General features: G+C 66.7%; 25 protein-coding genes. 14 read left to right on the top strand and 11 right to left on the bottom strand.

Annotated elements, in window-relative coordinates; genetic code table 11:
- Positions 1-3: 3 nt before the first annotated feature.
- The 3 genes from J2808_RS09045 to J2808_RS09035 are packed head-to-tail and all read left to right on the top strand — an operon-like array spanning position 4 to position 1,623.
- Positions 4-159 (top strand): DUF4177 domain-containing protein, encoded by a 156-nt coding sequence (locus tag J2808_RS09045; RefSeq protein ID WP_207617701.1) that lies wholly within the window; start codon positions 4-6, stop codon positions 157-159.
- 2 nt (positions 160-161) lie between these two features.
- Positions 162-695 (top strand): RidA family protein, encoded by a 534-nt coding sequence (locus J2808_RS09040; RefSeq protein ID WP_309814889.1) that lies wholly within the window; start codon positions 162-164, stop codon positions 693-695.
- 16 nt (positions 696-711) lie between these two features.
- On the top strand, positions 712-1,623 hold the full coding sequence (locus tag J2808_RS09035) for an NUDIX hydrolase (RefSeq protein WP_309814886.1): 912 nt from the start codon (positions 712-714) through the stop codon (positions 1,621-1,623).
- Positions 1,624-1,707: 84 nt separating this feature from the next.
- Here J2808_RS09035 and J2808_RS09030 read toward each other — a convergent pair whose 3' ends face one another.
- The gene (locus tag J2808_RS09030; protein ID WP_123254700.1) at positions 1,708-2,385 is read right to left on the bottom strand and encodes a Crp/Fnr family transcriptional regulator; all 678 of its coding nucleotides are present in this window, start codon (positions 2,383-2,385) and stop codon (positions 1,708-1,710) included.
- A gap of 242 nt (positions 2,386-2,627) precedes the next feature.
- On the opposite strand from J2808_RS09030, the gene J2808_RS09025 reads away from it, so the two are divergent.
- The gene (locus J2808_RS09025) at positions 2,628-3,812 is read left to right on the top strand and encodes a MarP family serine protease (RefSeq protein ID WP_309814880.1); all 1,185 of its coding nucleotides are present in this window, start codon (positions 2,628-2,630) and stop codon (positions 3,810-3,812) included.
- 15 nt (positions 3,813-3,827) lie between these two features.
- On the opposite strand, the gene J2808_RS09020 is transcribed toward J2808_RS09025, so the two are convergent.
- Together J2808_RS09020 and aroQ are read right to left on the bottom strand one after the other, a co-directional pair.
- Positions 3,828-4,913, bottom strand: a complete 1,086-nt coding sequence (locus J2808_RS09020) for a DUF2332 domain-containing protein (protein WP_309814877.1) — start codon at positions 4,911-4,913, stop codon at positions 3,828-3,830.
- A 2-nt stretch (positions 4,914-4,915) separates the two neighbouring features.
- Positions 4,916-5,395 (bottom strand): type II 3-dehydroquinate dehydratase, encoded by a 480-nt coding sequence (gene aroQ, locus J2808_RS09015; protein WP_309814874.1) that lies wholly within the window; start codon positions 5,393-5,395, stop codon positions 4,916-4,918.
- Positions 5,396-5,574: 179 nt separating this feature from the next.
- Here aroQ and J2808_RS09010 point away from each other — a divergent pair, with 179 nt between their 5' ends.
- From J2808_RS09010 to J2808_RS08990, 5 genes are read left to right on the top strand one after another with little or no spacing between them, the layout of a single operon-like run.
- Positions 5,575-5,958 carry a hypothetical protein gene (locus J2808_RS09010; RefSeq protein WP_309814873.1) on the top strand — a complete coding sequence of 128 codons (384 nt, stop codon included), beginning with the start codon at positions 5,575-5,577 and terminating at the stop codon, positions 5,956-5,958.
- Complete coding sequence (locus tag J2808_RS09005; RefSeq protein ID WP_309814871.1) at positions 5,958-7,637, top strand: sensor histidine kinase; 1,680 nt, start codon at positions 5,958-5,960, stop codon at positions 7,635-7,637. Before J2808_RS09010 ends, J2808_RS09005 begins: the two co-directional genes overlap by 1 nt.
- Positions 7,634-8,293 carry a response regulator transcription factor gene (locus J2808_RS09000; protein WP_309814870.1) on the top strand — a complete coding sequence of 220 codons (660 nt, stop codon included), beginning with the start codon at positions 7,634-7,636 and terminating at the stop codon, positions 8,291-8,293. Before J2808_RS09005 ends, J2808_RS09000 begins: the two co-directional genes overlap by 4 nt.
- Positions 8,290-9,807, top strand: a complete 1,518-nt coding sequence (locus J2808_RS08995; protein WP_309814869.1) for an SLC13 family permease — start codon at positions 8,290-8,292, stop codon at positions 9,805-9,807. The genes J2808_RS09000 and J2808_RS08995 overlap by 4 nt, the downstream gene beginning before the upstream one ends.
- A 49-nt stretch (positions 9,808-9,856) precedes the next feature.
- On the top strand, positions 9,857-11,056 hold the full coding sequence (locus J2808_RS08990; protein ID WP_309814866.1) for a glycerate kinase family protein: 1,200 nt from the start codon (positions 9,857-9,859) through the stop codon (positions 11,054-11,056).
- Positions 11,057-11,151: 95 nt separating this feature from the next.
- On the opposite strand, the gene J2808_RS08985 is transcribed toward J2808_RS08990, so the two are convergent.
- The 4 genes from J2808_RS08985 to J2808_RS08970 form a co-directional block, all read right to left on the bottom strand.
- Positions 11,152-13,374 (bottom strand): alpha-galactosidase, encoded by a 2,223-nt coding sequence (locus J2808_RS08985; RefSeq protein ID WP_309814863.1) that lies wholly within the window; start codon positions 13,372-13,374, stop codon positions 11,152-11,154.
- An 89-nt stretch (positions 13,375-13,463) separates the two neighbouring features.
- Positions 13,464-14,804 (bottom strand): ABC transporter substrate-binding protein, encoded by a 1,341-nt coding sequence (locus J2808_RS08980; RefSeq protein WP_309814861.1) that lies wholly within the window; start codon positions 14,802-14,804, stop codon positions 13,464-13,466.
- 48 nt (positions 14,805-14,852) lie between these two features.
- Entirely contained in the window at positions 14,853-15,779 is a 927-nt protein-coding gene (locus J2808_RS08975; RefSeq protein ID WP_309814857.1) for a carbohydrate ABC transporter permease, read from the bottom strand.
- A gap of 9 nt (positions 15,780-15,788) precedes the next feature.
- Positions 15,789-16,730: a carbohydrate ABC transporter permease gene (locus J2808_RS08970; RefSeq protein WP_309814854.1), complete on the bottom strand. Its 942-nt coding sequence runs from the start codon at positions 16,728-16,730 to the stop codon at positions 15,789-15,791.
- 226 nt (positions 16,731-16,956) lie between these two features.
- Here J2808_RS08970 and J2808_RS08965 point away from each other — a divergent pair, with 226 nt between their 5' ends.
- On the top strand, positions 16,957-17,976 hold the full coding sequence (locus tag J2808_RS08965; RefSeq protein WP_309814850.1) for a LacI family DNA-binding transcriptional regulator: 1,020 nt from the start codon (positions 16,957-16,959) through the stop codon (positions 17,974-17,976).
- A 19-nt stretch (positions 17,977-17,995) separates the two neighbouring features.
- Here the strand turns inward: J2808_RS08965 and J2808_RS08960 are convergent, their stop codons facing one another.
- Together J2808_RS08960 and acs are read right to left on the bottom strand one after the other, a co-directional pair.
- Complete coding sequence (locus J2808_RS08960; protein ID WP_309814847.1) at positions 17,996-18,781, bottom strand: DeoR/GlpR family DNA-binding transcription regulator; 786 nt, start codon at positions 18,779-18,781, stop codon at positions 17,996-17,998.
- A gap of 176 nt (positions 18,782-18,957) precedes the next feature.
- Positions 18,958-20,967 carry an acetate--CoA ligase gene (gene acs / locus J2808_RS08955; RefSeq protein WP_309815563.1) on the bottom strand — a complete coding sequence of 670 codons (2,010 nt, stop codon included), beginning with the start codon at positions 20,965-20,967 and terminating at the stop codon, positions 18,958-18,960.
- A gap of 408 nt (positions 20,968-21,375) precedes the next feature.
- Between acs and J2808_RS08950 the strand changes: the two genes are divergently transcribed.
- Genes J2808_RS08950 through J2808_RS08940 form a run of 3 tightly spaced genes read left to right on the top strand, consistent with a single transcriptional unit; the run spans position 21,376 to position 24,212 of the window.
- Positions 21,376-22,683 (top strand): hypothetical protein, encoded by a 1,308-nt coding sequence (locus J2808_RS08950; RefSeq protein ID WP_309814845.1) that lies wholly within the window; start codon positions 21,376-21,378, stop codon positions 22,681-22,683.
- A gap of 9 nt (positions 22,684-22,692) precedes the next feature.
- Positions 22,693-23,535: an endonuclease III gene (nth, locus tag J2808_RS08945; RefSeq protein WP_397428019.1), complete on the top strand. Its 843-nt coding sequence runs from the start codon at positions 22,693-22,695 to the stop codon at positions 23,533-23,535.
- Positions 23,532-24,212 (top strand): NUDIX hydrolase, encoded by a 681-nt coding sequence (locus J2808_RS08940; RefSeq protein WP_309814843.1) that lies wholly within the window; start codon positions 23,532-23,534, stop codon positions 24,210-24,212. The genes nth and J2808_RS08940 overlap by 4 nt, the downstream gene beginning before the upstream one ends.
- Positions 24,213-24,266: 54 nt before the next feature.
- On the opposite strand, the gene J2808_RS08935 is transcribed toward J2808_RS08940, so the two are convergent.
- Both J2808_RS08935 and J2808_RS08930 read right to left on the bottom strand, forming a co-directional pair.
- Complete coding sequence (locus J2808_RS08935; RefSeq protein WP_397428018.1) at positions 24,267-24,437, bottom strand: YegP family protein; 171 nt, start codon at positions 24,435-24,437, stop codon at positions 24,267-24,269.
- Positions 24,438-24,587: 150 nt separating this feature from the next.
- A complete protein-coding gene (locus tag J2808_RS08930) occupies positions 24,588-26,300 on the bottom strand; it encodes a bifunctional 3'-5' exonuclease/DNA polymerase (protein ID WP_309814836.1) in 1,713 nt (570 codons plus the stop codon).
- 122 nt (positions 26,301-26,422) lie between these two features.
- Here J2808_RS08930 and J2808_RS08925 point away from each other — a divergent pair, with 122 nt between their 5' ends.
- Positions 26,423-26,638, top strand: coding sequence for an AsnC family protein (locus J2808_RS08925; RefSeq protein WP_397428017.1), 216 nt, complete (start codon positions 26,423-26,425; stop codon positions 26,636-26,638).
- Positions 26,639-26,667 lie beyond the last annotated feature (29 nt).

The following is a 26,667-nucleotide window of genomic DNA, read 5'->3' as shown; positions in this document are numbered from 1 at the left end:
CTCATGACCAAATGGGAGTACGCGACGATTCCGCTCATTATTCACGCCACAAAGCAGATCCTGGACCAGTGGGGAGAGGACGGCTGGGAGCTCGTCCAGGTAGTTACCGGACCGGACGGAAAAGGCCTGGTTGCCTACCTCAAGAGGGAGAAGCAGTAGCAATGAGCACCCCCGCAGAGACCACGTCAGGAGCGGCGGACGCGCCGATATCCGCCGTCGAGCAGCGCCTCGCCGAGCTGGGCCTAAGCCTTCCCGAGGTGGCCGCCCCCGTTGCCGCCTACGTGCCGGCGGTCATCTCCGGCAGCCATGTTTACACGTCAGGGCAGTTGCCGTTTATTAACGGCAAACTCGAAGCGACCGGCAAGGTTTCCACCGGTACCGAGGGCACTTCCGACGAGCCCACGGTGTCCCCGGAGGATGCCAAGGCCTACGCCGCCATCTGTGCGGTCAATGCACTGGCAGCCGTGAAGAGCGTCATAGGTGACCTTGACCGCATCACCCGGATTGTGAAAGTGGTGGGCTTCGTTTCGTCGGACCCTTCCTTCACGGGCCAGCCGGGTGTTATCAACGGCGCGTCCGAGCTCCTGGGCCAGGTCTTCGGTGAGGCCGGCCAGCACGCCCGTTCCGCCGTCGGCGTCTCTGTTCTTCCGCTCGATTCTCCCGTAGAGGTCGAACTGATCGCTGAATTCAGCTAGGAACCGGTCCACTCAATTGCCTCAGCTCGCCCGACGCCTGTTCGACCTTCCCCAGGACCTTGAAGGGGCGGCTCAAAGCTGGCTCGACCACGGCGAGCGGACACCGCGCGCCGCGCGCTTGGCATCCTCCGTGGTGCTTCTGCGGGACTCACCCACCGGCCTGGAGACGTGGCTGGGCTACCGGCCCGGCTCCTCGCCGCTGGGTGTGCTCGCCTTCCCCGGAGGTTCTTTGGAGGCGTCCGACGACGACGCCGTGGGCTGGCTGGGCCCCTCACCCCAGCATTGGGCTGAGCAGTTGGGGACGGACGACGTCGGGCTGGCGCGCCGCCACGTGGTGGGCGCCATCCGTGAGCTCTTCGAGGAAACCGGCGTGCTTTTGGCCGGTCCGGACATGTCCACCACTGTGGAAGGCACTTCAAGCCACGAATGGATGCGGATCCGTGTGGCAGTGGCCGACCAGGAGAAGACCTTCACCGAGCTGCTGGCCAAGCGGGGCCTCTCCTTGCGGACAGACCTGCTGAAGCCCCTGGTCAACTGGCGCAGCCCCGACTTTGCCCACCGCCGTTTCGACACCCGCTATTTCGCCGCCACCGTGCCCATGAACCAGCAGCCCAGCCTCCTGGAAAGCAAGGGCATCTGGGGCCGCTGGGTGTGCGCCACCAAGGTCATCGCCGAACGCGACACCACTGCCCTGGGCGACGAGGTGGGCCAGGAGAACACCGTAGGACTCACGCTCGGCCAGCTCCTGGTGCCGGGCTCGGAGATCATGCTCGAGAAGATGGCCGTCGCGAACGGCTGCATCGCCTACCTCAGCTACAAGCGCAAGCCCCACGTGTACCAGGCGAGCCTGGTCGAGGAAGAGGGCAAGCTGATGCTCGAGGTCGAGGCCGCCAAAACAGTAGCCGGAGACCCCCAGCGCGAACGCTAGTGGTTGTGACTGGCGCTTCCACCGGAGGTGGGTTAACAACAAAAGCCGCTCCGGTTCAGAACCGGAGCGGCTTTTGTTATTTGGTTAGCGGGAGCGCTGGCGGAGGCGCTGCATGTCCAGGATCACAACGGCGCGGGCTTCGAGGCGGAGCCAGCCGCGCTGGACGAACTCTGCCAGGGCCTTGTTGACGGTCTCGCGGGACGCGCCTACCAGCTGGGCCAGTTCTTCCTGCGTGAGCTCGTGGGCCACCAGGACACCGTCCGTTGCCGGGCGTCCGAAGCGGTCTGCCAGGTCCAGCAGCGCCTTGGCCACGCGGCCCGGAACGTCGGAGAAGACCAGATCGGACAATGAATCGTTGGTGCGGCGAAGGCGGCGGGCCAAGGCCTGCAGCAGCTGGGCCGAAACCTCGGGGCGGGTCCGCAGGAGGCCGTTGAGGCTCTCGTTCTTCAGGCCGGCCAGGCGGGTTTCGGAAACGGCTGTGGCCGTGGCGGTGCGGGGGCTGGGATCAAAGAGTGCCATTTCGCCGAACAGTTCGCCCGGGCCCAGGATGGCGAGGAGGGACTCCCGGCCGTCGGGGGACGTGCGGCCCAGCTTCACCTTGCCGGAGACGATGAAGTAGAGCTGGTCACCCTGGTCGCCCTCGCGGAATACCGATGCACCACGTGAAAGGTCCACCTCGGTCAGCTCGTCCGTCAGCAGTCTGAATGCTTCGTCGTCAAGCGTGGCGAAGAGTGGTGCTCGGCGCAGTACCTCGATGTCCATAAAATCTCCTGAATAAAAGTGTCGGCTGTGGCGCTTGTGCCATTGTTTCAGAATTTTCAAGGTTCTGTGACGTAGTTGGCAGCGGAAACGCCGCTGAATGGGTGCAAGGTGCCCGCCGTGGTACGTGGGCAGCGCCGGGGGAGGCAGCTTTTGCGCGCGAACCGGCAGGGCAGGGCACTCCACAGAGGAATGTCAGCTTACGCCACTAGAATTGGGTCTCAACCGTACTAAAAGGAGCGTCAGTGTTTGGCTTGACCGTTCTGGACCTGGCGCTGATCCTGGCCCTGCTGTCTTACCTGATCTATGGCCTGCGCAACGGCTTCCTGGTGACCCTGGGCGGCATCGCTGGGTTCGCGGCGGGCGCCGTGGCTGCCTTCTTTGCCGTCCCGCTGGTCAGCGAGTTTGTGGATGACTCCGGCTGGAGGCTTACCGCCATCGTGGCCGCCGCCGTCGTACTTATGGCCATGGGTCACGGCCTCGGCACCATGATCGGGCGGAAAATCCGCGGTGCCGTGCGGATCAGGCCGCTGCGCGCGGTGGACCGGCTTGTTGGCGGCGCCGTCAACCTGGTGGTTTCAGCGCTGGTTATGTCCATGCTGGCTTTCAGTATCAGTGCCCTGGGTGTTCCCTTTGTGTCGCAGCAGCTCGCCGAGTCCAGAGTGATCCGCTACATCGACGGCCTGACCCCCGTCCCGCTGAAGGCAACTCTCGCGCAGCTGCGTTCAACGGTGATCGGCGACGGCATTCCCACCTTGATCGAAGGCCTGGGCCAAGGGCCTCAAGTGGCCGTGCCCAACGCCAGCACCAACACGCCGGCGCTGAACCGGGCCGCCGCATCTGTCTTGAAAATTGCCGGAACGGCCTACCAGTGCGGCCAAAACCAGACCGGCACCGGCTTCGTGGTGTCTCCCGGGCGGGTTGTGACCAACGCCCATGTGGTGGCGGGCGTGTCGCAGCCGGTGGTGGAGGTACCCAACGGAGGAGCGATGCCCGGGCGCGTCGTCTACTTTGACGCCCGGCACGACCTCGCCGTGTTGGCCGTGGACGGGCTGCCGTCCGAGCCGCTGGCGCTGACGTCGGACCTTCCCAGCGGCAGCGCTGCCGCCTTTGCCGGTTACCCCCATGGTGGTCCGTTCAAGTCCAACCCCGCCACAGTCCAGGACATCGCTTCGGTCCTGGTGCCCGACATCTACGGCGAGAACCCGGCGCCGGAGGACATCTACCGCCTGGCCGGGGACGTCCAGCCCGGAAACTCCGGCGGACCGCTGCTGACCATGGATGGCCAGGTTGCGGGCGTGATCTTCGCCAAAGCAACCTCCGACGCCGAAATGGGCTTCGCGATCACCATGGATGACCTGTACCCGGTTGCCTCACAGGCTGCCGGGCTGAGTGCGCCCGTTTCCTCCGGGCAGTGCATCCAGAAGTAGCCGGGCACGGCTAACTCAAAGCCACTCGAGGCTTTGACCGTGGGGACCGGTGATGGCCACCGGACTTCCGTTATGGGTGAGCAGGAACCGGCCCAGGATCCGCTCCGGGGCTACCTCCGGCACGACGTTGGAGCCGTCCTCCTGGTGAATGACCATGTGCCCTTCGTTGGAGAGCCAGTGGCATCCGCGGCTGGCCGTGAGCTGCAGCATGGCCTGCCGGAACGTGGATCGTCCGTCCGCGCTGAGGTAACCCATTACAGCGCTGTGGAATACCACGAGCGTCGCGTCCACGGGGGCTTTCGCGGCCAGGTCCAGCAGCTTCTCGTTCAGGTCGCCGGCCACCAGCAGCGGCGGCTCCTCCCGGGCGATGGCCACAGCCTGCCGGAGCCGCCGGCGCCGAAATTCCTGTTCCGGCCACACGAGCGCCTCCAGCCATGCGACGTCGTCCGGGTCGCCCACATCGAGCGGGTTCAGGTCGATCCCTGCCCGCCAGACCACGCGCGGGAGCTCCAGCGGCAGGGGAACGGCACCGCTGGTGGAGCACCTCAGAATCGGCACATCGGCAACGGATCCCGACTCCCCGGCGGACGGCGAAGGAGATAACCGCGTGACGGTTGCGCCGTCGTCGTACTCGTAGCGGTACCGGTCCGGGTACAGCACCAGACCGGCCGAGGCGCCCACCTCGAGCAGCGCCAGCGGTTTTGATTCGGCTCCCGAAATCGCCGCAAGCGACGGGAGGAGCGTGGCGCAGCGCCCCGCCTCGTTGGTCTGCGTGGAACGGCTCAGGACAATCCTGCTGATGTCATCCCAGCGGCTTTCAAGGAAGCAGCGGAACTGATCGAAGGGCCCAGGCACGGCACCCAGGAAGCGGGCGGCGGCAAGCAGCAGGTTGGGCTGGCGCTTGTGGTGCGGCCAATGGTTGATGCGCGCGATCAGCTGTGGGTCGTCAGCGATGCCGACGGTCCACTCCGCATAGCAGGGCGAGGACCCGGGCGCCTCGACCGTGCCGAAGTGCCGGTACCACGCCGCGGTGCGCCCGCCGGGCTCCGCCGGGACGCGGTCACCGTCCGGTGCAGGCTGCGGTTCCGGCCCGGCGGCCATGGTTACAGGGCTTCAGCCAGGTAGTCGATGGCGAGCTTGTAGCCGAACACGCCCGCACCCACGATCACCGCTGCGCACACCGGCGACAGGTACGAGTGGTGCCGGAATTCCTCGCGCTGGTGCACGTTGGTGATGTGCACCTCGACGGCGGGCAGCTGCACCGCTGCCAGGGCGTCGCGCAGGGCAACGGAGGTGTGGGTGAAGGCGCCGGCGTTCAGGACGATGGCGACGGCGTTCGTGCGGGCCGCGTGGATGACGTCCAGCAGGACGCCCTCATGGTTGGACTGGATGCATTCCACCGTGAAGCCATGTGCCTCTGCCGCGGTGGCAGCAAGCTGTTCGACGTCGGCGAGGGTGGAGGTGCCGTACTTTTCCGGTTCGCGGGTCCCCAGCAGGTTAAGGTTGGGGCCGTTGATTACGAGGATGGTGCCGCGCCCGGCCGGCGTGGAAGTTTCGGAGTCAGGAGAGGTCACGTCAGTCATGGCTCCAATCTACCCGTCGGATTCTGCGCCATGATTCGGCCCCGGCGCGTCCCCGCAGCCGGGTTTCCGGCGGCCGTTTGCCGCGGCACGGCGATGATGGCACAGAGTCCGACGCCCGGATGAAGGTTTCTTCACGCCCGTTTCATCAGCCCCTCATGAAGGGCTGACAGCATAAGGGCATGCAAATGATTCGACGCATCGCGGTGATGGCAGCCGTTCTGGTCATCCCGGTGCTGCTAGCTGTGGCTGGCAGCCTCCTCGCAGCTCCGGGCGGCCCGCCGTCCATCGACTCCGAGCCTGTCCGGCTGGGGGCCGGTCCCGGCGGTGCCCCGGCGCCCGGTTTGGAGCCCTCCGCGCCGCCGTCTGCGCCGCCCTCTGCATCTCCCTCGCAGGATCCGGGAGCGCCCGGGCCGGCTCAGTCCGAACCGGCAGAGCCGCCTGCACAACCACCGCCTGCGCCCGCCGCGCCGCCGATGGTTTTGCCGGAGGCGCCCGCGCCTGTGGCGCCACCGGTGGTTGTTGAGGACGACGACGATGATGACGCTTTCGACGACGGGGACTGATGATGGAGCACAACACCGCCGTGCTTGAAACGGCCACGCAGCACCCGCCCGCCATGGCAGCCGCACCGGAGGAACCGGCCCGCGCACCGCGGACTCACGCCGCTCGGGGACGCATGGGGTCCCGGGTGCCGGCACGGTGGCGGATCGCAGGCTGGATTCTGCTCACCACGGCACTGACCCTGCTGGCCGTCCTGTTGACAGTCCGTTCCCTGATGGTCAACCAGGCCCGCGTCCAGGCGCACCAGGCCATCGCCCAGGAGTTGGAGGAATTCAGGGCTTTCGCCAAGGAAGGCGTTGACCCCACCACGGCCATGCCGTTCACCTCGATTGAAAAGATGCTGGAACGGTACCTGAGCCGGCAGTCGGCCGCTTCCGGCGAAGTGATCCTGGGCAGTGTGGGCCAGCGCGTGCTGTATACGCCCAGCGGGGCCATGAACTCACCGGAAACCGGCCACCAGTTGCCGTCGGACACGGAGCTGCTCGACAGCATCAGGTCCGGGCAGGCAGCCACGGGCATCGCCGAAACAAGCGCCGGCGAGATGCACTGGGCGCGGTTGCCGATTGAGTCCGGCAGCGATACCGGCCACCTGATCGTTGGCGACTATATGGCGCCGCGCGAAGCCCAGGTGGCCAGTACCACCGTCACCATCTTCTTTGTGTCCCTCGGCGGGCTGGCTGTCACGGCGGGCATCGCGTGGCTGGTCGCCGGCCAGATCCTGCGGCCCATCCGGGAAGTGCGCCGCGTGGCCGAGGACATCTCTGAATCGGACCTGACTGCCCGCGTCCCCGTGCAGGGCAACGACGACATCGCCGCACTGGCGCTGACGTTCAACACCATGCTGGACCGGCTGGAAGCCGCCTACCGGACGCAGCGGGCCTTCGTGGATGACGCCTCCCACGAACTCAGGACACCCATCACCGTCATCCGGGGCCACCTCGAACTGATGTCGGACAGTCCCGCGGAGCGCCAGCGCACGTTGGCCCTGGTGGATGACGAACTGGCGCGGATGGGCCGGATCGTCTCGGACCTGCTGCTGCTGGCCAAGGTGGACCGGCCCGGATTCACCCAGCTCCGCAGCACTGATGCGGCCGCGCTCCTGCTGGACATCGAAGCCAAAGCACAGACACTCGGCACCCGGGGCTGGCCCATCCTGGAAATCGCGGAAGGGCAGATCAGCGTGGATCCGCAGCGCATCACGCAGGCAGTCCTGCAGCTGGCCACCAACGCCTGCCAGTATTCGGCGGAGGGCACCACAGTCCGGCTGGGTTCCCGGTTTGAGGGCTCCGGCCTGAAGCGCGCCTTCTCGGTGTGGGTGTCCGATGAAGGCATTGGCGTCAGCCAGGACGAGGCAGCCCGGATCTTCGGCCGCTTCCACCGGGGTGAAGCCGCCCGCCACCCGGACGCGGCACGGCCCGGCGCCGGGCTGGGGCTGGCCATCGTGCGCAGCATCGCCGAGGCGCACCACGGCACAGCCTGGGTCCGCAGCAGCGAGGGCGAGGGCGCCACCTTCGGCCTCACCATCCCGGCCCCGGCCCTGGACCCGGCCACAAGCCTGGACCCGGACACAAGCCTGGACCCGGACGGCCGCGCCCCGCACCCGGATGCGGACCAGGACGCAACCGGGAACCCAGACACTTCACCACTCACAGGCAACCAGCCGCAGAAGGAGCAACCATGAGGCGGATCCTGATCGCGGAAGACGACAGCCGGATCGCAGACTTCGTGGAGAAGGGCCTCCGCGCCGCCGGCTACTCCTGCCTCACCGTTGACGACGGCGCCAGTGCCCTCCTGCTGGCACGCTCCGGCGAGTTCGACATGCTCATCCTCGACATCGGCCTGCCCACCCTGAGCGGCTTCGAAGTGCTGGAACGGCTCCGCGGCGAAGGCTCCAAGACCTCAGTCATTGTCCTCACCGCCAGCGACTCCGTGGCTGACACCGTGTACGGGCTCGAAAGCGGGGCCAACGACTACATGACCAAGCCGTTCCAGTTCGCGGAACTCCTGGCCCGCGTCCGCCTCAGGCTGACCGACGACGGCGACACCACACCCGTGATGAAGCTCAGCCATGAGGACATGGAACTGGACCTCCGAAGCCGCCGGGTCCGCTGCGGGGACCAAGACGCCGACCTCACGTCCCGCGAGTTCTCGCTGCTGGAGGTTTTCCTGCGGCATCCCCGCCAGGTCCTTACCCGGGAGCAGCTCATTTCCCACGCCTGGGACATGGATTTTGATCCCGCCTCCAACGTCGTTGACGTATACGTCAGGGCGCTTCGGGCCAAGATCGGTGCCGAGCGGCTCGAAACCGTGCGCGGCGCGGGGTACCGGCTCAGATGAAAACCACATACTACGAAGCCACACCGCGCAGCGCCGGCCCGGACGGGGCAAAGACGGGACGCAACGGACTGCCGGGCATGCTGGGGCCCCCTGCTGTGGTCTCGGCGTGCGTCGCGGCCGCGGCGATGGTGGCCCTGTCCCTGCAGGTGGGACCCGGTTCCCTGACTGCGGAGGCCGCCGTCGCGCTCTGCATCTTTATGGCAGCGGTCTGGTTCTGGATCTTCTCGCCGGTGGAGGACACCTACGTTGCGCTGGGCGCGGCCGTGGCGCTGGTCATCAGTGGGGCGATGCCCACACAGAGCCTGTTTGACGCGCTTGGCGAAGAGTCCGTGTGGCTGCTGATGGCAGCGTTTGTCATCGCCAGTGCCGTGGCGTCCACCGGGCTCGCAGCCCGGGGCGCCGCCTTTGTGATCACCGGGGCACGCAGCGTCCGGCAGCTTGCCCACCTGACCAGCCTCGGCCTGATCGTCACCGCGTTTGCCATCCCGGCCACCTCCGGCCGGGCGGCCCTGGTGCTGCCCATCTTCCTGGCCCTGCGCACGGCGCTGAAGGACCGTCCCGCCGTGGTGAAGATGCTGGCCATCCTGTTCCCGACCGTCATCCTGCTGTCCGCCGTGGCCTCCTTCCTCGGAGCGGGTGCGCACCTGATCACCAGCCAGGTGCTGCAGTCGGCAGGCCACGAAGGCTTCGACTTTGCTTCCTGGCTCCTGCTGGGGCTGCCCCTGGCGCTGGTGTCCAGCGTCATGGCCACAGAGCTGATCGTCCGCCTCTTTACGGACCCCGGTGACAGGAACGTGCCGCTGCGGGTGGACGCTGCCCAGCTGCAGCAGGAGAGCCCCACCCGCCTGCGCGGCCCGCTGGACCTTGATGAACAGCGCTCGCTGCTGCTGCTCGCCGCCGTTGTTGCCCTGTGGTGCACCGAGCCGATTCACGGACTTGAACCCGCCCTGGTGGCACTCATCGGTGCCCTGGTGGTGAGCTCCCCGTGCTACGGCTCCGTGAAGCTGGGCGCGGCCCTTAAGAAGGTGCCGTGGTCCATGCTGCTCTTCATGGCCGCCACCCTGGCGCTGGGATCCAGCCTGGTCACCACGGGAGCCGCCGGCTGGCTGGCCGCCTCCATGCTTGCCCCGCTGGCGGTTCTCGGCGCGTGGAAAGCCCCAGTCTTTGTGGTGGCGGTGGTGATCTCCTCGGCAGCGGCGCACCTGCTGATCCAGTCGCGTTCGGCACGGTCCGCCGTCCTGATCCCCGTGGTGGTGGCGTCGGCCGGTTCCATGGGCGTGGATCCCATGGCAGCGGCTTTCGCTTCGACGGCGGCGGCAGGGTTTTGCCACACGTTGACGAGTTCTGCCAAGCCGGTGGCCATGTTTGCCGAGGCCGACGGCGTGACGCACTACTCCGCGGCAGACCTGCTGCGGCTTTCCGTCTGGCTGGGGCCGCTCAGCACGGCCGTGGTCCTGCTCTTCAGTTTTGCGGTCTGGCCCGTCCTGGGACTGCCCCTCTTCACCTCTCGCTAAATCCACTCTTCCAATGCTCAGCCCTACAACAAAGGTGGCTCCCTTGGTTATGTCCATTCCGCAACGCATTCTGGTGGCACCGTCAGGCTTCAAGGAAAGCCTCGACGCCGTCGAAGTGGCCGCCGCGATCGCGGCCGGCATCCGGCGGGTCATTCCCGGCGTCCAAGTCACCACCGTGCCCATGGCCGACGGCGGTGAAGGGACCGCCGCCGCGCTGTCCAGTGCCACGGGTGGCCGCCTGGTCCAGCACCGCGTCACCGGGCCGGTGGGAAGCCCCGTTGACTCGCACTTCGCGATGCTCGGCAAAGTGGACCGGCCCACCGCCGTCGTGGAGATGGCCGCCGCGGCAGGCCTGCGCCTGGTGCCGGCCGCACTCCGCGACCCCGGACTTACCACCACCCGCGGAGTGGGCGAACTGATCCTCGCCGCGTTGGATCAGGGAGCCGAACGGATCATTGTGGGCTGCGGCGATTCGGGAACATCCGACGGCGGCGCGGGCGCCCTGCGTGCGCTCGGCGCCCGGGTGCTGGACACCGAGGGCAACGAACTGCCCGAAGGCGGCGCGGCCCTGGCCAACGCCGCGGCCGTAGACCTGTCCGGGTTGGACAGCCGCATTGCGGGGACCAAGATCGACCTGGCCCTCAACCCCTTCAACGTTTTGTGCGGACCGCAGGGAGTGGCTCGTGTGTTTGGGCCGCAGAAGGGGGCCTCCCCGGAACAGGTTGAGGTCCTTTCTGCGGGCCTGGACCGCTGGGCGCGACTGCTGGCTGAGGCCACCGGACAGCTGGAGAGCTACCTGCGCACGGGCCCCGGTACAGGCGCTTCCGGCGGCCTGGGGGCAGGGCTTGCAGCGCTGGGAGCCAACCTGGTTCCGCGCTTCGAACTGCTGCTGGACTCGGGGCTGGCCGGTGTGGACCTCGACGCCCACATCTCCCGGGCGGACCTGGTGGTGACCGCCGAGGGTGCCATCGACTTCCAAACACCCCGTGGCAAAGTGCCGGCCGAGGTGGCCCGGAGGGCGCAGGCGGCGGGCGTCCCGGTGCTGGCGCTCGCCGGGTCCATCGGCAAGGACTCCGGTGATGTTCATGCGGCGGGGATCGACGCCATTGCCGGCATCATCCCCATCCCCATGGACCTTGATACAGCTGTCGCGAACGGGGCCACTTTGCTCCGGGAGGCCACCGAACGGACGTTCCGGGTCCTGCTGCTGGGCTCGGCCATCTCTTCCCGGCTCGGTAACGCAGCCTGACCCGCCCTCACCTTCCAACGATTGCTCCGTAGATGCCCTTTTGAGGTGTCAAAACGGCCGTTGTGGAGCAATCGATGTCAGGTGTTGTGACGGAATTACAGGGCCGTAAACCTCAAGACGATGGCGTGCTCCGGGTTGAGGATGGGCATTGGCAGGCCCACTTCGGCCAGGAAACGCCCGTTGGCCTCGGCGCCGTCTGTCAGCCAGGCCGGGGGATGAACCTGCGTGAAAGTATGGGCGTAGTCAGCATCGCCGGGCGCCGGGAAGATGGCTTCCACCCGGTAGCCACGGTCCGCTTCCAGTCCGGGGATGGTGATCCGGCCGGTCTGTTCGGCGAACGAGGTACCCGTGCTGACCAGGGCGAACAGCGCCGCCGTCGTGCCCGGCTGAACAGTGCCAGGCTCTGCAGGACCGGGGGCCACCACGCCGTGCAGCATCAGCGAGCCGTCGGCGACGTCTGCGCGGACCATGCGCCCGGAGTGGATCAGGCCGCGGTGTTCCTTGTAGAGCCCGATGAAGCGTTTGAGCTGCTCGCGCTCGGTGCCCTGGACTCCGCGGACGTCCCACTCCATGCCGAAGTGCCCGAACAGGGCCGTGATGGCGCGGAAGGACAGATCGTGGGTGCGGGCTGTGGTGTGCGAGGTGGTGGGGCCGACGTGTCCGCCCACGAGTTCCGGCGGAACCACCAGCCCGGTCCAGCGCTGGATGGTCTGCCGTTCCAGGGCATCGTTGCAGTCCGAGGCCCAGATGCGGTCGGTGCGCTCCAGGATCCCCAGGTCCACCCGGGCGCCGCCGGAGGAGCAGCTTTCAATCTCGACGCCGGGGTGCGCCTTCTTGAGCTCGTCGAACAGCCGGTAGGCGGCCAGGGTCTGTTCATGGACGGAGGACCGGCCTGCGTGCCCGTGTTCCAGCAGGTCCCGGTTCTGGTCCCACTTCAGGTAGCTGATGTTGTTCTCGCGCAACAGGGCATCCACGCGGTCGAAAATGTACTGCCACGCCTCGGGGTTCACCAGGTCGATCACGTGCTGGTTACGCCATTCCAGCGGCAGCCGGCCGCCGTCCTTGTGCGATGCGGCCGCCGGGCCAACAATCCACTCCGGATGGGCGCGGGCGACGTCCGAGTCCAGGTTGACCATTTCCGGTTCCACCCAGAGCCCAAACTCCATCCCGCGGGAGGTCACGGCCTCGATCAGCGGCGTGAGCCCGTCCGGCCAGAGCGATTCATCCACATACCAGTCGCCCAGGCCTGCGTGGTCGTCGCGGCGCCCGCGGAACCACCCGTCGTCGAGCACAAAGCGCTCGACGCCGAGTTCGGCGGCGGAGTCGGCCAGTTCGATCAGGGTGGCCAGGTTGTGGTCGAAGTAGACCGCTTCCCAGGTGTTGAGCACCACGGGACGGGGCTTGCCGACGGGGAGGCCTGTGGCTGCGGCCGGGAGCACGTGGTGGGGGCGGGACCGGAACCAGCTGTAGAACGCCTCGCTGATGCCGTCCAGGCCGCGGTCTGAGTAGGCAGCGAACAGCGCCGGGGTGGTGTAGCTGGCGCCGGGTTCGAGGGTGACTTCGGCCGGTCCCAGGAGTTCCGAGCCGCCGATCATGGTGCGGCCGTCGCCGATGCTGTCCGCGAATTGCTCGTGGTTGCCGCTCCAGGCCAGGTGCGTCGCCCAGACCTTCCCGTGGCGGTTGCCGAACCCGGCGGTGCCGGCGGCGAAGAGGAGAGACGAGTCATGGCCGGTCCGGCCGTGCCGGCCGGTGCGGACCCAGGTGCCCTGCTGGATGGGGCGGCGCTGCGGGTGGCGTTCCCGGCACCAGCGCCCGGTCAGGTCAAGGAGTTCGACGGCGTCCGGCGCCACGGGGAGGACAGTGGCCAGTTCGTCGAGTTGGTATGGGGTGGTGCCGTCGTTGGTGACGGTGTGGCGCAGCTCCAGCAGGCCGCCGTCGTGCAGTGTCAGGGAAGACGAGACGGTGATGCCGGCGTCGGAGTCGGACTGGACGATCAGCGCGGAATTGCCGCCGGCGGCGTTCCCGTCGACGCTCGCGCTGACGGTGCGGAGGCGGACGGAGAAGTCCAGGCCGGACACGCCGTCGGCGATGCGGTGGCCGCGGAGCGCGGGGCGGCCGCGCCAGCTGGAGGACGCCTGGGGCAATAGACCGGCGGGCACCGTGGCATCGATGGCCGAGTGGGGGATCGGGTCGCCCAGGATAGCGAGGTCCGGAAGCGTGGTACCCAGATCCGCGCCCCAGTGGATGATCTCGGCCTCCCCGCTGTCGAAGCTCATCACCAGGCTGGTGCCGGCGGAACGGAGGTGGAGGGGGTCCATAAGATGCTGTCCTTCTGCGTGGGGTGAGAGTGGGAGGCTGTGCGCCGGGGGACACGATGCCCGCGGCGCACAGCCGGTGAAGCTGGGGCCTACTTGAAGAGCGAGTTGACCTGGTCGTTGGCCTGGGTCAGGGAACTGGCCGGGGCCTTGCCCGAGACCACTGCGTCCATGGCGGGCTCCATGATGCCCTTGACCTTGGCCGTGTTATCCGTGATGGGGTACAGGAACGTGGTCTTGTCCTTGACGTGTTCGGTGAAGGCGGTGACATCCACGCCCTTTGCCTTGAACGCTTCAGCTGCCTTGTCGGAGGAGGCTTTGAGGGCGGGGAAGACTACGGCATTCGAGGCAACAACGTCCTGGCAGTCAGCGGAGGCGAGGTATTCCACCCACTTGAGTGAGGCGTCCTTCTTCTTGGTTCCGGCCCAGATCGAGTCGGCCAGGCCGTTGAACATGGATGCACGCTTGCCTTCCGGGCCCACCGGGGTGGGGGCGATGCCTACTTCGATGCCCTTGTAACCGGTGTACTGGCCGGTCATCCATGAGCCGTGGGCGTTGATGGCGGACTTGCCGGCGGCGAAGGTGTCAGCCATGGCCGCGCCGACGGTGGTCTCCAGCTTGGGCATGTAGCCCTTCTGAGCCAGCTCCGCGAACCAGGCCATGCTCTCCTGGAACTTGGGGTCGTCGTAGTTGTAGTGCGTGCCCCACGGGTTTTTGTCAGTGTGGGACCAGCCGGTGGTGTTGGTGAGGTAGCTCCACTCGGTCTGGCCTGAGGAGTCTCCGCCGCCGTTCAGGCCCAGGCCGTACACGGCAACGTTGTTCTTGTCGAAGCCCGCTTCGTCCCCGCGCTTGCCGTTCTTGTCCACGGTCAGGTGGGCGATGACGTCCTCGTAGGTGCCGCCGTCCTGCGGGTTCCAGGTGAGGTCCTTCATCTGGTCCTCGGTGACGCCGGCGCTGGTGAGCATGGCCTTGTTGTAGAACAGGCCGATGGTGTCCCAGTCCTTCGGCAGGCCGTAGCGCTTGCCGTCCTGGCCCACCCAGAGGTCGGCGAGGCCTTCGTTGTAGGCGGACAGGTCCACGTTGTCCTTCTCGACGGCGTCGTCGATGGCCAGCAGCTGCTTGTTCTCGGCCAGCTCGCCGTAGCGTCCCAGGTGGTTGGTGAATACATCCGGAGCGGTGCCGCCCACAAAGCCGTTGGTGAGCGTGCTCCAGTAGTCGTCCCACCCGCGCTGGGTGATCTTGACCGAGATGTCCGGGTTGGCCTTGTGGAAGTCGTCGGCGCATTGCTGGTAGGCGGGCAGCTGGTTGGCGTCCCACAGCCAGTAGCTGATCTCGCCCTTGGCCGATTCGGCCGAGGAGGATGAGCCGCCACAGGCGGAGAGGGACAGCGCCACTGCTGCGGCGACGGCGACGGCGCCGAGGGTTTTCTTCATGGTTCTACTTTCCGTTCGGGAATGGGGAGGAGCAGGAGGTGTGGGTGGTTACTTGATGCCGGAGAAGCCGATGGAGTTGACGATCTTCTTGCCGAAGGCGGCGAAGAGGACCATGACGGGAAGGGCCGAAACCAAGACCGCGGCCATGAGGCCGGACCAGTCCGGCGCGCCCTGCGGGGACTGGGACTTGAAGACGCCGAGGCCCACCTGCAGGACCCGGACGTCATCCTGGGAACCGACGAGCAACGGCCAGAAGTACTCGTTCCACTGGCCGATGAAAGTGAGCAGAGCCAGTGTGGCGAGTGGGGCGGCGGCGTTGGGGAGCACAATCTGGAAGAAGATTCGCAGGTGCTTGGCGCCGTCGAGCATTGCCGCCTCCTCGACCTCGCGGGACATGTTCAGGAAGAACTGCCGCAGGAAGAAGATGGCGAAGGGCGTCATAAACAGGTACGGCAGAACCATGCCGAGCATCGTGTTGAGCAGGTCCAGGTTCTTGATCAGCAGGAAGTTCGGCAGTGCCGTGAAGATCGGCGGGACCAGCATGGTGCCCAGGAACAGGCTGAACACCAGGTTCCGGCCCTTCCAGCGCAGCCGGGCGAAGGCGTAGGCGGCCATCGCACTGAAGAACACGGCGCCCGCCGTGGTGATGGAGGAGAAGATGATGGAGTTCCGCAGGTAGAGCCAGAAATCGATTGCCGCACCGGAACCGCCTTCGGCAACAGCGTCCGCCGGGCTCTGCAGCCCGAACACCCGCAGAAAGGCGCCGAAGGTGAATTCCGCGGGAAGCAGGCTGGCCGAGTTCGAAGCCAGTGCCGAGTTGGTCGACAGTGCCGTGCGGAGCACCCAGAGGAATGGGACGACGGAGACCGCAATGGCGAGGACAAGGAGGGCCCAAGCACCGGCGGTGCGGGGATTGAACGGACGACGGCGGCGGGCTGGGGCCGGCAGCGGTGCGCGGCTTGTGGTGGTGGTCATGCGGGGCTCCTAGTCCAGGTCCGACTCGTTGCCCTTGAGGAACTTCATCTGGATGAAGGCCACCAGGGCGAGGATGAGGAAGAGAATGACGGCGATGGCGGATCCGTAGCCGAAGTCCGACTCGGTGAAGGCGCGTTGGTAGATGTAGTACTGGATGACGCGGGTGGCGTTGACCGGGCCGCCGCCGGTGGTGACGGAAACGGTGTCGAAGACCTGGAAGGAACCGATCACGGTGACAACCAGGACCATGACCAGGACCGGCCGCAGCAGCGGAAGGGTGATCTTGCGGAAGGTCTGGAACGGTGAGGCGCCGTCGAGTTTGGCCACCTCGTAGACGTGGCCCGGGATGGCCTGCATGCCGGCGAAGATGAGCAGGGCGGTGTAGCCCATGTGGCGCCAGGTGTTGATCAGGGCCTGGGTGGGGATGGCCCACTCCTCGCTGCCGAAGAAGGCGACGCGGGGGAGACCGGCCCATTCGATGAACTGGTTGACCACGCCGATCTGGTAGTCGAGCATCCAGAACCAGAGCAGCGCTGCGATGACGTTTGACATCATCCAGGGCAGCAGCAGGGCGCCGCGGATGAGGGTGGACTTCGCAACCTTGTGCATCAGGAGGGCCAGGCCCAGGGCCAGCGCGGTCTGGAGGACGATGTTGAGGAAGACGTACTGGCCGGTGACGGCCAGGGAATTCCAGAACAGCGGGTCCGTGGCGATGGCCGTGTAGTTGTCCGTCCCCACCCATTCCGGGTCTCCGAGGATGTTGTACTCCGTGAAGCTCAGGTACACGCCGCGGATGGTTGGAACAACGTAGAAGAAGATGAAACCGATCATGGCCGGGGCAATGAAGAGGAGGGCGATCTTGAGGTCGCCGAGCTGCCGGAAGCGGCCGCGGGGCGATGGTTTTGCGGGCTGGGGCGGGGCTGATCGTGTGCGTTTGGCAAGGGTGGTCATCGTCGACCCTTTCCTGGACTGTGATGTGGATAACAACTGGACAGAAATCTACACGAGTAGATTGATGCTGGCAAGAGTTCAGTTTTCCCTTGCGTTTGCTGCGATTTATCCATTCGGTGGCCTGTTGACTCAAGTAGATCTGACTGAGACACTAGGGCTCTGATGGAGAGCCCTTGCCCGGCAGTGCTCTCCGGTCCGCGAAAGGTAGACGGCTAGCATGTACAGCATGACGACTCCCACAGTGCAGGCACCCCGCGGCCCGGTGACGCGCAAGGATGTAGCCCGGTACGCGGGCGTCAGCACCGCCGTCGTCAGCTATGTGGTCAACGGCGGGCCCAAGAAAGTGGCTCCGGCCACGGAAGCGAAAGTGCAGGATGCCATCCGACGGCTGGGGTACCGTCCGAACGCTGCCGCGCGGGCCCTGAAACTGGGGTCGAGCGAAACTATTGGCCTGGTCATCCCGGACAACAGCAACCCTTTCTTCTCGCTGCTGGCACACGCTGTCGAAGATGCTGCCGCCGAACTGGGCTACGCCCTGCTGCTCACCAACTCGGATGGAAACCTGGCGAAGGAACTCCGGAACGTCCGCAACCTTGCGGCACGCCAGGTGGACGGCGTCATACTTTCCAGTGTTTTGATGGAACCGGGCCTGACGGACCTTGAATCTGCGGAGATACCTGTTGTCCTCCTGAACCACAGCGCAGAAGCGCCCGGATTCAACAGCGTTGGCGTGGACCTGGTGGCGGGCGCAAAATCGGCCGTTGAACACCTGATCGGCCACGGACACACCAGCATCGCTCTCGCCATGGGTACCAACACCGGCAACTACTATGACGGCCGCGAAGAAGGCTGGCTGCAGGCTCTGGCCGCGGCAGGCCTGCCTGAAGGCCCCATCGTCCGTACCGCCTTCACCCGGGAAGGCGGATACGCCGCGGGGAAACGCCTTCTGGCCTCCGCGAGCCGCCCCACCGCCATTTTTGCCACTTCCGACCTGCAGGCTGTCGGTATCCTCCGGGCACTCCATGAAGCCGGGGTCTCCGTGCCCGGAGATATTGCGCTGGCCTCCTTCGACGGCTCAGCCGAAGCGGAATACAGCTGGCCGCCCCTCACCACGGTGAAACAGCCGGCAAAGGCGATGGCGGACGCCGCTGTCAGCGCCCTTATCGGCGCCCATCGCGGCCACGAGTCGGAGCAACTCATCTTTCCTGCCGAGCTACAGATCCGCCAGTCCTGCGGCTGCCCCTGAATCAGCCGCTGCCGTCGTCCTAGACCGCGATCCGTACCTTGCCCACGCGCTCGCCGAGGATCCGCCGGGCGTCCGCGCTCAGGCCTGAATCGCTGATGACTTCGTCCGCGTCGTCCAGGCCTGCGATGGTACTGATGCCCTGCAGCCCCCACTTGGTGTGGTCGGCCAGGACAACTGTTTTCCGCGCCGCGGCCACAAACGCGCGGTCCGTCTCGGCTTCCAGGAGGTTGGGCGTGGTGAATCCGGCGTCAGCGTCCATGCCGTGCACGCCCAGGAACAGCACGTCAAGGTGCAGCTGCTTCAGCGCCGCCGTCGCAATGGGCCCCACCAGGGCGTCCGACGGCGTGCGTTCGCCGCCGATCAGGATCACCGTGGAGCCGAAGCGCGCCGAGCCCGCCGACGCGCCGTGGTGGAAAAGGTCTGCGATGCGCACCGAGTTGGTAACCACGGTAATCCTCGGACCATTGACCAGCTCCTTGGCGAGGGCCCATGTGGTGGTTCCGGCGCTGAGGCCCACGGCCATGCCCTCGTGCACAAGCCCTGCCGCTTCCAGGGCAATGGCACGTTTCTCAGCCGTGAGCTGCGTGGATTTGAGTTCGAAGCCGGGTTCATGCGTGCTGACGTCGCCGAGGATCTTGGCGCCGCCATGGATGCGCTCCAGCAGGCCGCCTTCCTCCAGCAGCTCAATGTCCCGACGCACCGTCATCAGCGAAACGCCCAGCTGCTGCGCAAGGTCCGAAACACGAACAACACGCTCCCGCTGAACGGCATCCACAATAGCTTCGTGTCGTGCAGCGGGCAGCATCTAAAAACAATCCTTAAAGCCAAGGGACAGGGCTGCAACCAGCATACGGCGACGGCGCCGCCCACTGTGGTGGGAAGCGCCGTCGACGAGGAGTGGGAGTTATGCGGAAGCGCGCGTCAAAGCGAGGAACGAGCAGCGCGCGGAGCATGAGTCCCGCTCCTCACTGCCCGCAACCCCTACTTCTTGAGCGAGGCCGCGATCTGTGCCATGACGGTGTTGTCGGCCAGGGTGGTGGCGTCGCCGGTGTCGCGTCCTTCAGCGACGTCCTTGAGGAGGCGGCGGACGATCTTGCCGGAGCGCGTTTTGGGCAGTTCCGGGACCACGAGGATGGTTTTCGGTTTGGCGATGGGGCCGATTTCCTTGCCCACGTGGTTGCGGAGTTCGGCAATGATGGCGTCCCCGGTGTCCACGGCGTCGCCGCGGAGGATGACGAACGCGACGACGGCCTGGCCGGTGGTCTCGTCCGAGGCCCCGACGACGGCGGCTTCGGCCACGGAGGGGTGGGAGACCAGGGCGGATTCGATTTCGGTGGTGGAGAGCCGGTGCCCGGAGATGTTCATGACGTCATCCACCCGGCCCAAGAGCCAGACGTCGCCGTCCTCGTCCTTCTTGGCCCCGTCACCGGCGAAGTACATGCCTTCGAAGCGGGACCAGTAGGTTTCCTTGAAGCGTTCCGGGTCGCCCCAGATGCCGCGGAGCATCGCCGGCCAGGGCTCGCGGATGACCAGGAAGCCGCCGTGGCCGTTGGGCACGGATGCGCCGTTCTCATCCACGACGTCCACGGCGATGCCGGGCAGCGGGACCTGGGCGGAGCCGGGCTTGGTGGCGGTCACGCCCGGCAGCGGGGCGATCATCTGGGCGCCGGTTTCGGTCTGCCACCAAGTGTCCACGATGGGTGTTTTGTTGGCGCCGATGACGTCCCGGTACCACATCCACGCTTCGGGGTTGATGGATTCGCCCACGGAGCCCAAGACGCGGAGGGAGGACAGGTCGTACTTGTCCGGGATCTCCCGGCCCCACTTCATGAACGTCCGGATCGCGGTGGGGGCGGTGTAGAGGATGGAGACCTTGTACTTCTCGATGATTTCCCACCAGCGGCCCTGGTGCGGGGAGTCCGGGGTGCCTTCGTACATGACCTGGGTGGCGCCGTTGATCAGCGGGGCGTAGGCGACGTAGGAGTGGCCGGTGACCCAGCCGACGTCGGCGGTGCACCAGTACACGTCCCTTTCGGGGTGCAGGTCGAACACGGCCTTGTGCGTGTAGGCGCCCTGGGTGAGGTACCCGCCGGTGGTGTGCAGGATGCCCTTGGGCTTGCCCGTGGTCCCTGAGGTGTAGAGGATGAACAGCGGGTGCTCGGAGTCATGCCCGACGGCGGTGTGCTGGTTGGAGGCGGCCTCGACGGTGTCCGCCCACCAGTGGTCCCGGTCCTCGTGCCAGTCCACGTCCTGGCCGTTGCGCTTGACCACCACCACGTTCTGGACGGTATGCCCGGCGGCGGCGAGGGCGTCGTCCACCGCGGTCTTCAGCGCGCTGGGCTTGCCCCGGCGGTAGGTGCCGTCCGCGGTGACCACGAGCTTGGCTTCGGCGTCCTCGATCCGGGAGCGCAGGGCGTCGGCGGAGAACCCGCCGAACACTACGGAGTGCACCGCACCGATCCGGGCGCAGGCCAGCAGCGTGATCACCGCTTCGGGGATCATGGGCAGGTAGACGGCCACGCGGTCGCCCTTGGCCACGCCGAGGGACTCGAACGCGTTCGCTGCCTTCTTCACCTCGTCGGTGAGCTGGGCGTAAGTGTAGGTGCGGGTGTCACCGGGTTCGCCCTCGAAGTAGATGGCCACCCGGTCCCCGAGCCCGTTCTCCACGTGCCGGTCCAGCGCGTTGTAGGCCGCGTTGACCTCGCCGCCGGCGAACCATTTCGCGAACGGCGGGTTGGACCAGTCCAGCGCCTGGTCAAAGTCCTTGGACCAGGTCAGCAGCTCGCGGGCCTGCCGCGCCCAGAAAGCCGGGCGGTCGGCGTCGGCCTCCGCGTAATCGGCTGCGGTGACAACGGCGTCGGCAGCAAACTCAGGGCTGGGGGCAAACGCCCGGTTCTCGTGAAGCAGGTTTTCAAACGCATCGCCATGCTGGTCGCCCTGCACGGAAGCTGCGGGGGCAGTGGCGGTGGAGCCGGGAGTGTCCTGGGACATGGTGAACCTCATCATTCATCGGTCTTTTCTGCGGCTGGCCGTGACGGTGCCGTGCTCCGCCACTGTGCGCGGCTGCGGGCAAGGCACATCACGGACGTTCCGCAAAGAGCTGTTCCGGAATCAAGACTAATGCTTGAGCCTGCTGCCGTGTGTCACCTGTCACAGCGCAGCCCGCGAACGGCATTTATTTCGCGGTGAATGGTTTCGGGACCACGTCCGCCGAGCCCCGGGTGCCACCGATCAGCTAGTGATCGGCCATACGGTTGACTAGGCTGAGATTGAATTGTGACTTTCTACGGAGCTGTCCGACCCGGTGCATCACTGCAGGGGCCTGGCTGCTGCCGCCGTTCCGGACGGCACAGTTTTTGGGACGGAACCGTCCCGTGCCGCCACGCTAAGGAGAACAGAATGAACCAGCAAAGCTCCGGCCAGAAACTTGGCCGCGCAACGGAAACGGGGCCTGACGCCACGCCGGGAAACGACGCAGCGAAGGACCCGCAACGGCCGGCCGGCGCCAAGCCCGGTACCACCAACCAGGCCGTGCTGGGCCCGTTCACGCTGCGTGACCTGACGGTTTTCGGCGCCACCGTGGTTCTCCTCGTCGCCTCGCTGCTGCCGATCTTCTTCGGCCGGTTCAACCTGTGGAACGCGGGCAGCCTGTTCTTCCTTGGACTGGGCATTGTGCTGCCGATGATCGTGACCGCCCTTTTTGCTGCCCGCCGGCTTGCTCCCGCCACAAAGATCCGGATTGGCTCACTGTCCGTGGACCAGTTCGGCTCCGTGGTGGCGTCTTTCGCCATGGCGTTCTTCTTCGTTTCCGCGGCCGCTGCCTACGTCCCCAGCCTTTTGGTGGGCCTGGTGGGCTCCGTGATCCTGTTCGCGGCCACGGTCCTGGGCCGCTTCATTCCGTACTTTGCCGGTGATTTCCTGGGACGCGACGAAACCCCCGCCCACATCATGGCGCGCGACTCAGCCGTTCCTGCTCCCACGCTGCACACGCCCAAGGAACCCAAACCCGCTGCAGGAGCTGACGGGGCATCAAAGCGGACTTTCGGACTCCCTGCCGGCCCCTGGTCGTCCGGCCGTTCCTCTGCCTCCAAGCCGGCGGCGACGTCGCCAGGCGCCTCGGTGCCTGCTGCTTCCGCACCCACTGGTACTGCCGTCCCTGCTCCGGCCGCTTCCGCAGCAGTATCCTCCGCCCCCGAGGTCAGGGATTGGACCGCCGCCGGTGATTCAACTCCCGCAACCCAGGCGGCCGACGTCGTGCCTCCGGCTTCAGCTTCAACCGCTCCCGACGCGTCTGCCGCTGAGGAGACGAAGCTGGGCGACGTCCCTGCGGCAGCTGCGGCTCCGGCTGCCGGCGCTGCAAAGCACGACGACGAAGCGCCGGCGGGTGCCCCGGCCCGCCCGTCTGCCGCCGAACCGCCTGCCACGGCAGTGCACCAGCAGGTGCGGAACGTGGAGCCGATCGGCGCCACCGTGGACCCGGCCAGCCGGCCGGACGAAGATGACGAACACACGGTGCATGAGGCCTTCTGGTTTGCCGTGGCACAGCACCGCACGGCCGTAGACCCCAACACCGGCGCTCCCGCCTTTGTGATCGAACCCGGCGGCTGGGTGCTGGCCCTTGAGGACCGTGGCCACGAATTCCTGGTCCAGCACACCGACGGACGCCTGGGTGTGCTGCGCGACCTCAGCAACATCGAGCGCGGCTAGCCGGGCGCCGTGGCCACGTCCCGTACGCCCGGATCCGGCCCTGCCGGAGGTCCTGCGCCGCGGCCGGCCGCTGCGGAGTCGTTGCTGGCCTTGAAGCGCCGGGCCCGGCGGATCAACAGGGCACTGGCGGAGAAATACCCCTACGCCCACGCCGAGCTTGATTTCCGGAACCCGTTTGAACTGGTGGTGGCCACCGTGCTGTCCGCTCAGACTACGGATGTGTTGGTCAACCAGGTCACCAAGATCCTGTTCGCCAGGTACCCGGATGCCCGGGCCATGGCCGAGGCCGAGCCCGCTGAGCTGGAAGCGATCCTGCAGCCCACCGGCTTCTTCCGCGCCAAAACGAAGAACGTCCTGGCCCTGAGCAACCGCCTGGTGGACGAGTACAACGGCGAGGTGCCCGGCCGGCTGGAAGATCTGGTGACCCTCCCCGGCGTCGGACGGAAAACCGCAAACGTGGTGCTGGGCAATGCCTTCGGCATCCCCGGAATTACTGTGGACACGCACTTCGGCCGGCTGTCGCGGCGCTTTGGCTGGACGCAGTCGGAAGACCCCGTACAGATCGAGTTCGACGTCGCTGAACTGTTCGAACCCAGGGATTGGACCATGCTGTCGCACCGGGTGGTGTTCCACGGGCGTCGCGTATGCCACTCCCGGAAGCCGGCCTGCGGCGCGTGCCCGGTCGCGAACTGGTGCCCCAGTTACGGCCTTGGCGAGACCGATCCCGTCAAGGCCGCCAAGCTCCTCAAATATGAACTGGCGCCCGGAAGCGAGCCGCTGCTGGAGCAACTGTTGGCCGAAACCCACCGGGCCGCGGAGATCCGGATGGAATCGCAGAGGCGGCTCCCATGAGCGCACGCCAGGACCTGATCGACCTGGTGGCGAGATCGGACAACGGTGAGGTCACCGCGCCGAACACCGCCTGGGCGGCGCTGACCGTAGACGAAGCCATTGCCCGCAAGGCAGCAGTCCTCATGCTCTTCGGCGTGCTGGACAACATTCCGGCCGCGTCCGGCAGGCCCCTGGCCGCCGCCGATTTGGACGTCCTGCTGCTGGAACGCGCGCACACCCTGGGTTCGCATCCTGGCCAGGTGGCGTTTCCGGGCGGCGGCATCGACGCCGACGAAACGCCGGTGGCCGCGGCCTTACGGGAAGCAGAAGAGGAAACCGGGCTGGATTCGACCGGTGTTGAGGTCCTGGGCACTCTTCAGGAGCTGGGACTGGCCCGCAGCAACTTCCTGGTGACTCCCGTGCTTGGATGGTGGGCGTCGCCGTCGCCCGTGCACGTGGTGGACTACGGCGAATCCGCCCAAGTTTTCCGGATCCCGGTCCGTGACCTGCTGGACCCGGCCAACCGGGTGACAGCCACGGTCAGCCGCGACGGCAGAACCTTCAGCAGCCCTGCATTCGCGGTCAACGGCGTCTTGATCTGGGGTTTCACCGGGATAGTCCTCGATGGGCTTTTTGAGCAGCTGGGCTGGGCAGTTCCGTGGGACCGGACCCGCGTGCACGAGGTGGCTTTCAAGTAATAAAAGAGGGCCCGGCCTGACGGCCGGGCCCTGTGGCCTGGCGTGGGCGCCGGCCTAGCTCGTATGCGGTTTGTGGCGGAGATCCACCACAACTCCGGTGGCCGCGTTTTCACGCAGCGCCTTGATGCCGTCCTTCAGCGCAGCCAAGTGCTTGAAGTCGGGCGAGACGGCCACAACGTTGCCGTTTTTGTCGGTGAGCCTGAGCCGATACGCTTCGTCGCCCACTCGATGTATTTCAAACCTGCCGGGCATTATCCGGACCTCCCCTTTGGTATGCACCATTGCATTAGTTCCGGACGGATCGGCGCCCGGAACCTTCGACTGTAACGTGGCTCACGCTATGTGGCGAGCTACTGCCGGGTAGGTTACTTCTGGCTACTTTGCGTTGTCGTATGAGTCCACCACGGCCACGCTGACGGGGAACTCCACGGGGATGGGTCCAAAGAGGAGTTCCTTCGCCGCGGCGGCTGCTTCCTCGATGGCGCGGATACAGGCTGCAACGCCCGCCTCGGGGGCGTGGACCATCACCTCGTCGTGCAGGAAGAAGACGAGCTCCGCCTGAACGGACCCGTCGGCACGCAAGGCCCGCAGCCGCCGTCGTAATTCCGCCAGCCAGCACGCTGCCCAGTCAGCGGCGGATCCCTGCACCACAAAGTTGCGGGTGAAGCGGCCGCGGGAACGGGCGATTGATTCCGCGCGGCGCTGCTCCTCGGCCGTGGCCGACTGCTGGCTCCGGAACCAGTGTTCCGACGGCGGCGGGCTGCTGCGGCCAAGCCGCGTGCTCACCGTGCCGCCGGCCTCGCCGTCGCGCGCCGCCTGTTCCACAAAGCCGACGGCGCGCGGGTAGGTGCGCGCCAGCTGCGGCATCAGGCGCCCGGATTCCCCCGTTGTGGCACCGTAGATGGCGCCCAGCAGGGCCACTTTCGCCTTGGCACGGTCGCCCCCGAAGCCCTGGGCGGCGATGCCCGCGTACAGGTCCTTATCGCGCGCGGCCTCGGCCATCTTCGAGTCCTGCGCCAGCGCCACCAGCACGCGGGGTTCCAGCTGGGAGGCGTCGGCGACAATGAGCTTGTGGCCGGGATCGGCATGGACGGCACCGCGGATCTGGCGCGGAATCTGCAGCGCACCACCGCCCCGGGAAGCCCACCGCCCGGACACTACGCCGCCCACTACGTATTCGGGCTGGAACCGGCCGTGGGACACCCACGCGTCCAGCCAGGCCCAGCCGTTGGCGGTGTGCAGGCGGGACAGCTTTTTGTACGCGAGGAGCGGTTCGATGGCGGGGTGGCTGGATTCCATCAGCTCCCATTGCCGTGTGCTTTTGACCTCGATCCCGTTCCGGTGCAGGGCGCGCATCAGTTCCTGCGGCGAATCCGGGTTCAGTGCGGGGGAGTTGAGGAGGGAGCGGAGTTCGGTGTTCAGGGCTTCAAGTTTCGCCGGCCGGTGGCCTGATGGCGGGCGGGGTCCCAAGTAGTCGGCCAGGATCTTTTCGTGCAGGTCCTCCCGCCAGGGGACTCCGCTGTGCTGCATCTCGGCGGCGATCATGGCACCGGCGGATTCGGCAGCAAGCAGCAACTGCAGCCGCTTCCGCTTGTTCTCCTCCGGGGACGCGGCGGCCAGCGCCGCCTGCTGGGCGGCGTATTCGGCGCGCAGGTCTGCCAAAGTGTGGCGCGCCGGCCGGTGCCGGAGGTCCTCAAACAGTGCGCCCTGCTCCACGGGCGGGGGCGGCGGCTGGAGGGCGCGGGGCGGTTCCAGGGGATCGTCCAGGGTGGCCTTGTCGGCGTTCAGGGCGTACTCGGTATGCGCGGTGAACTGTGAATAGGCCAGGATCGTCCCGCACAGGCTGAGGTCGTAGCAGCGCTCCAGTTCCACCCCCGCTGCCAGCAGGGCGGGGTACCAGTCCTGGGTCCGGTGCCAGATCCAGCGCGGCGGCGCCCCGCGGGGCCGCGTTTCGAGGTGGCGGACGACGCCGGGCAGTTCGCTTGCGCTGATCAGCCGCGGTTCGGGGCGGTCCGGGTGGGGATCGCCCGCCTGGGTGACCTGCTGGAGGGCTGCGCCGTGGGAGTGGGCGGCGAGCAGCAGGTACATAGGGACAATTCTGCCTTGTGGCGGGGGCGCGGGCGGACGGCGGGGTCGATGGTGCGTGGGAGGAGGCCGGTCGGCGTCAACTTATGTTGACGACGTCAGGTTCGTCAACTAATGTTGACGCCATGGAGGTGGAGCATATGAAAATGCTGGTGGCATCAATGGACGGGAAAGGTCCCGCAGCAGCGCTGTACGCAGTAGCGGAACTGCAGAAGGAAGTGGGACGTGCCGAAGCGTCCCTGGTCCGCAAGGCCCGGCTGACGGGTCTGTCGTGGGAGGCAATCGCCTTGTGCCTTGGCGTGAGCAAGCAGGCCGTCCACCGTAAGTACGGGAAACAGTAGTTGTCCACATAGCGCGGCATGCCCCTGTT

It is taken from the genome of Pseudarthrobacter sulfonivorans (assembly GCF_031454915.1).
Taxonomy (GTDB): Bacteria; Actinomycetota; Actinomycetes; order Actinomycetales; family Micrococcaceae; genus Arthrobacter; species Arthrobacter sulfonivorans_C.
Note: the sequence above shows the minus strand (reverse complement) of the source record. Positions and strands in the feature narration are given on the sequence as shown.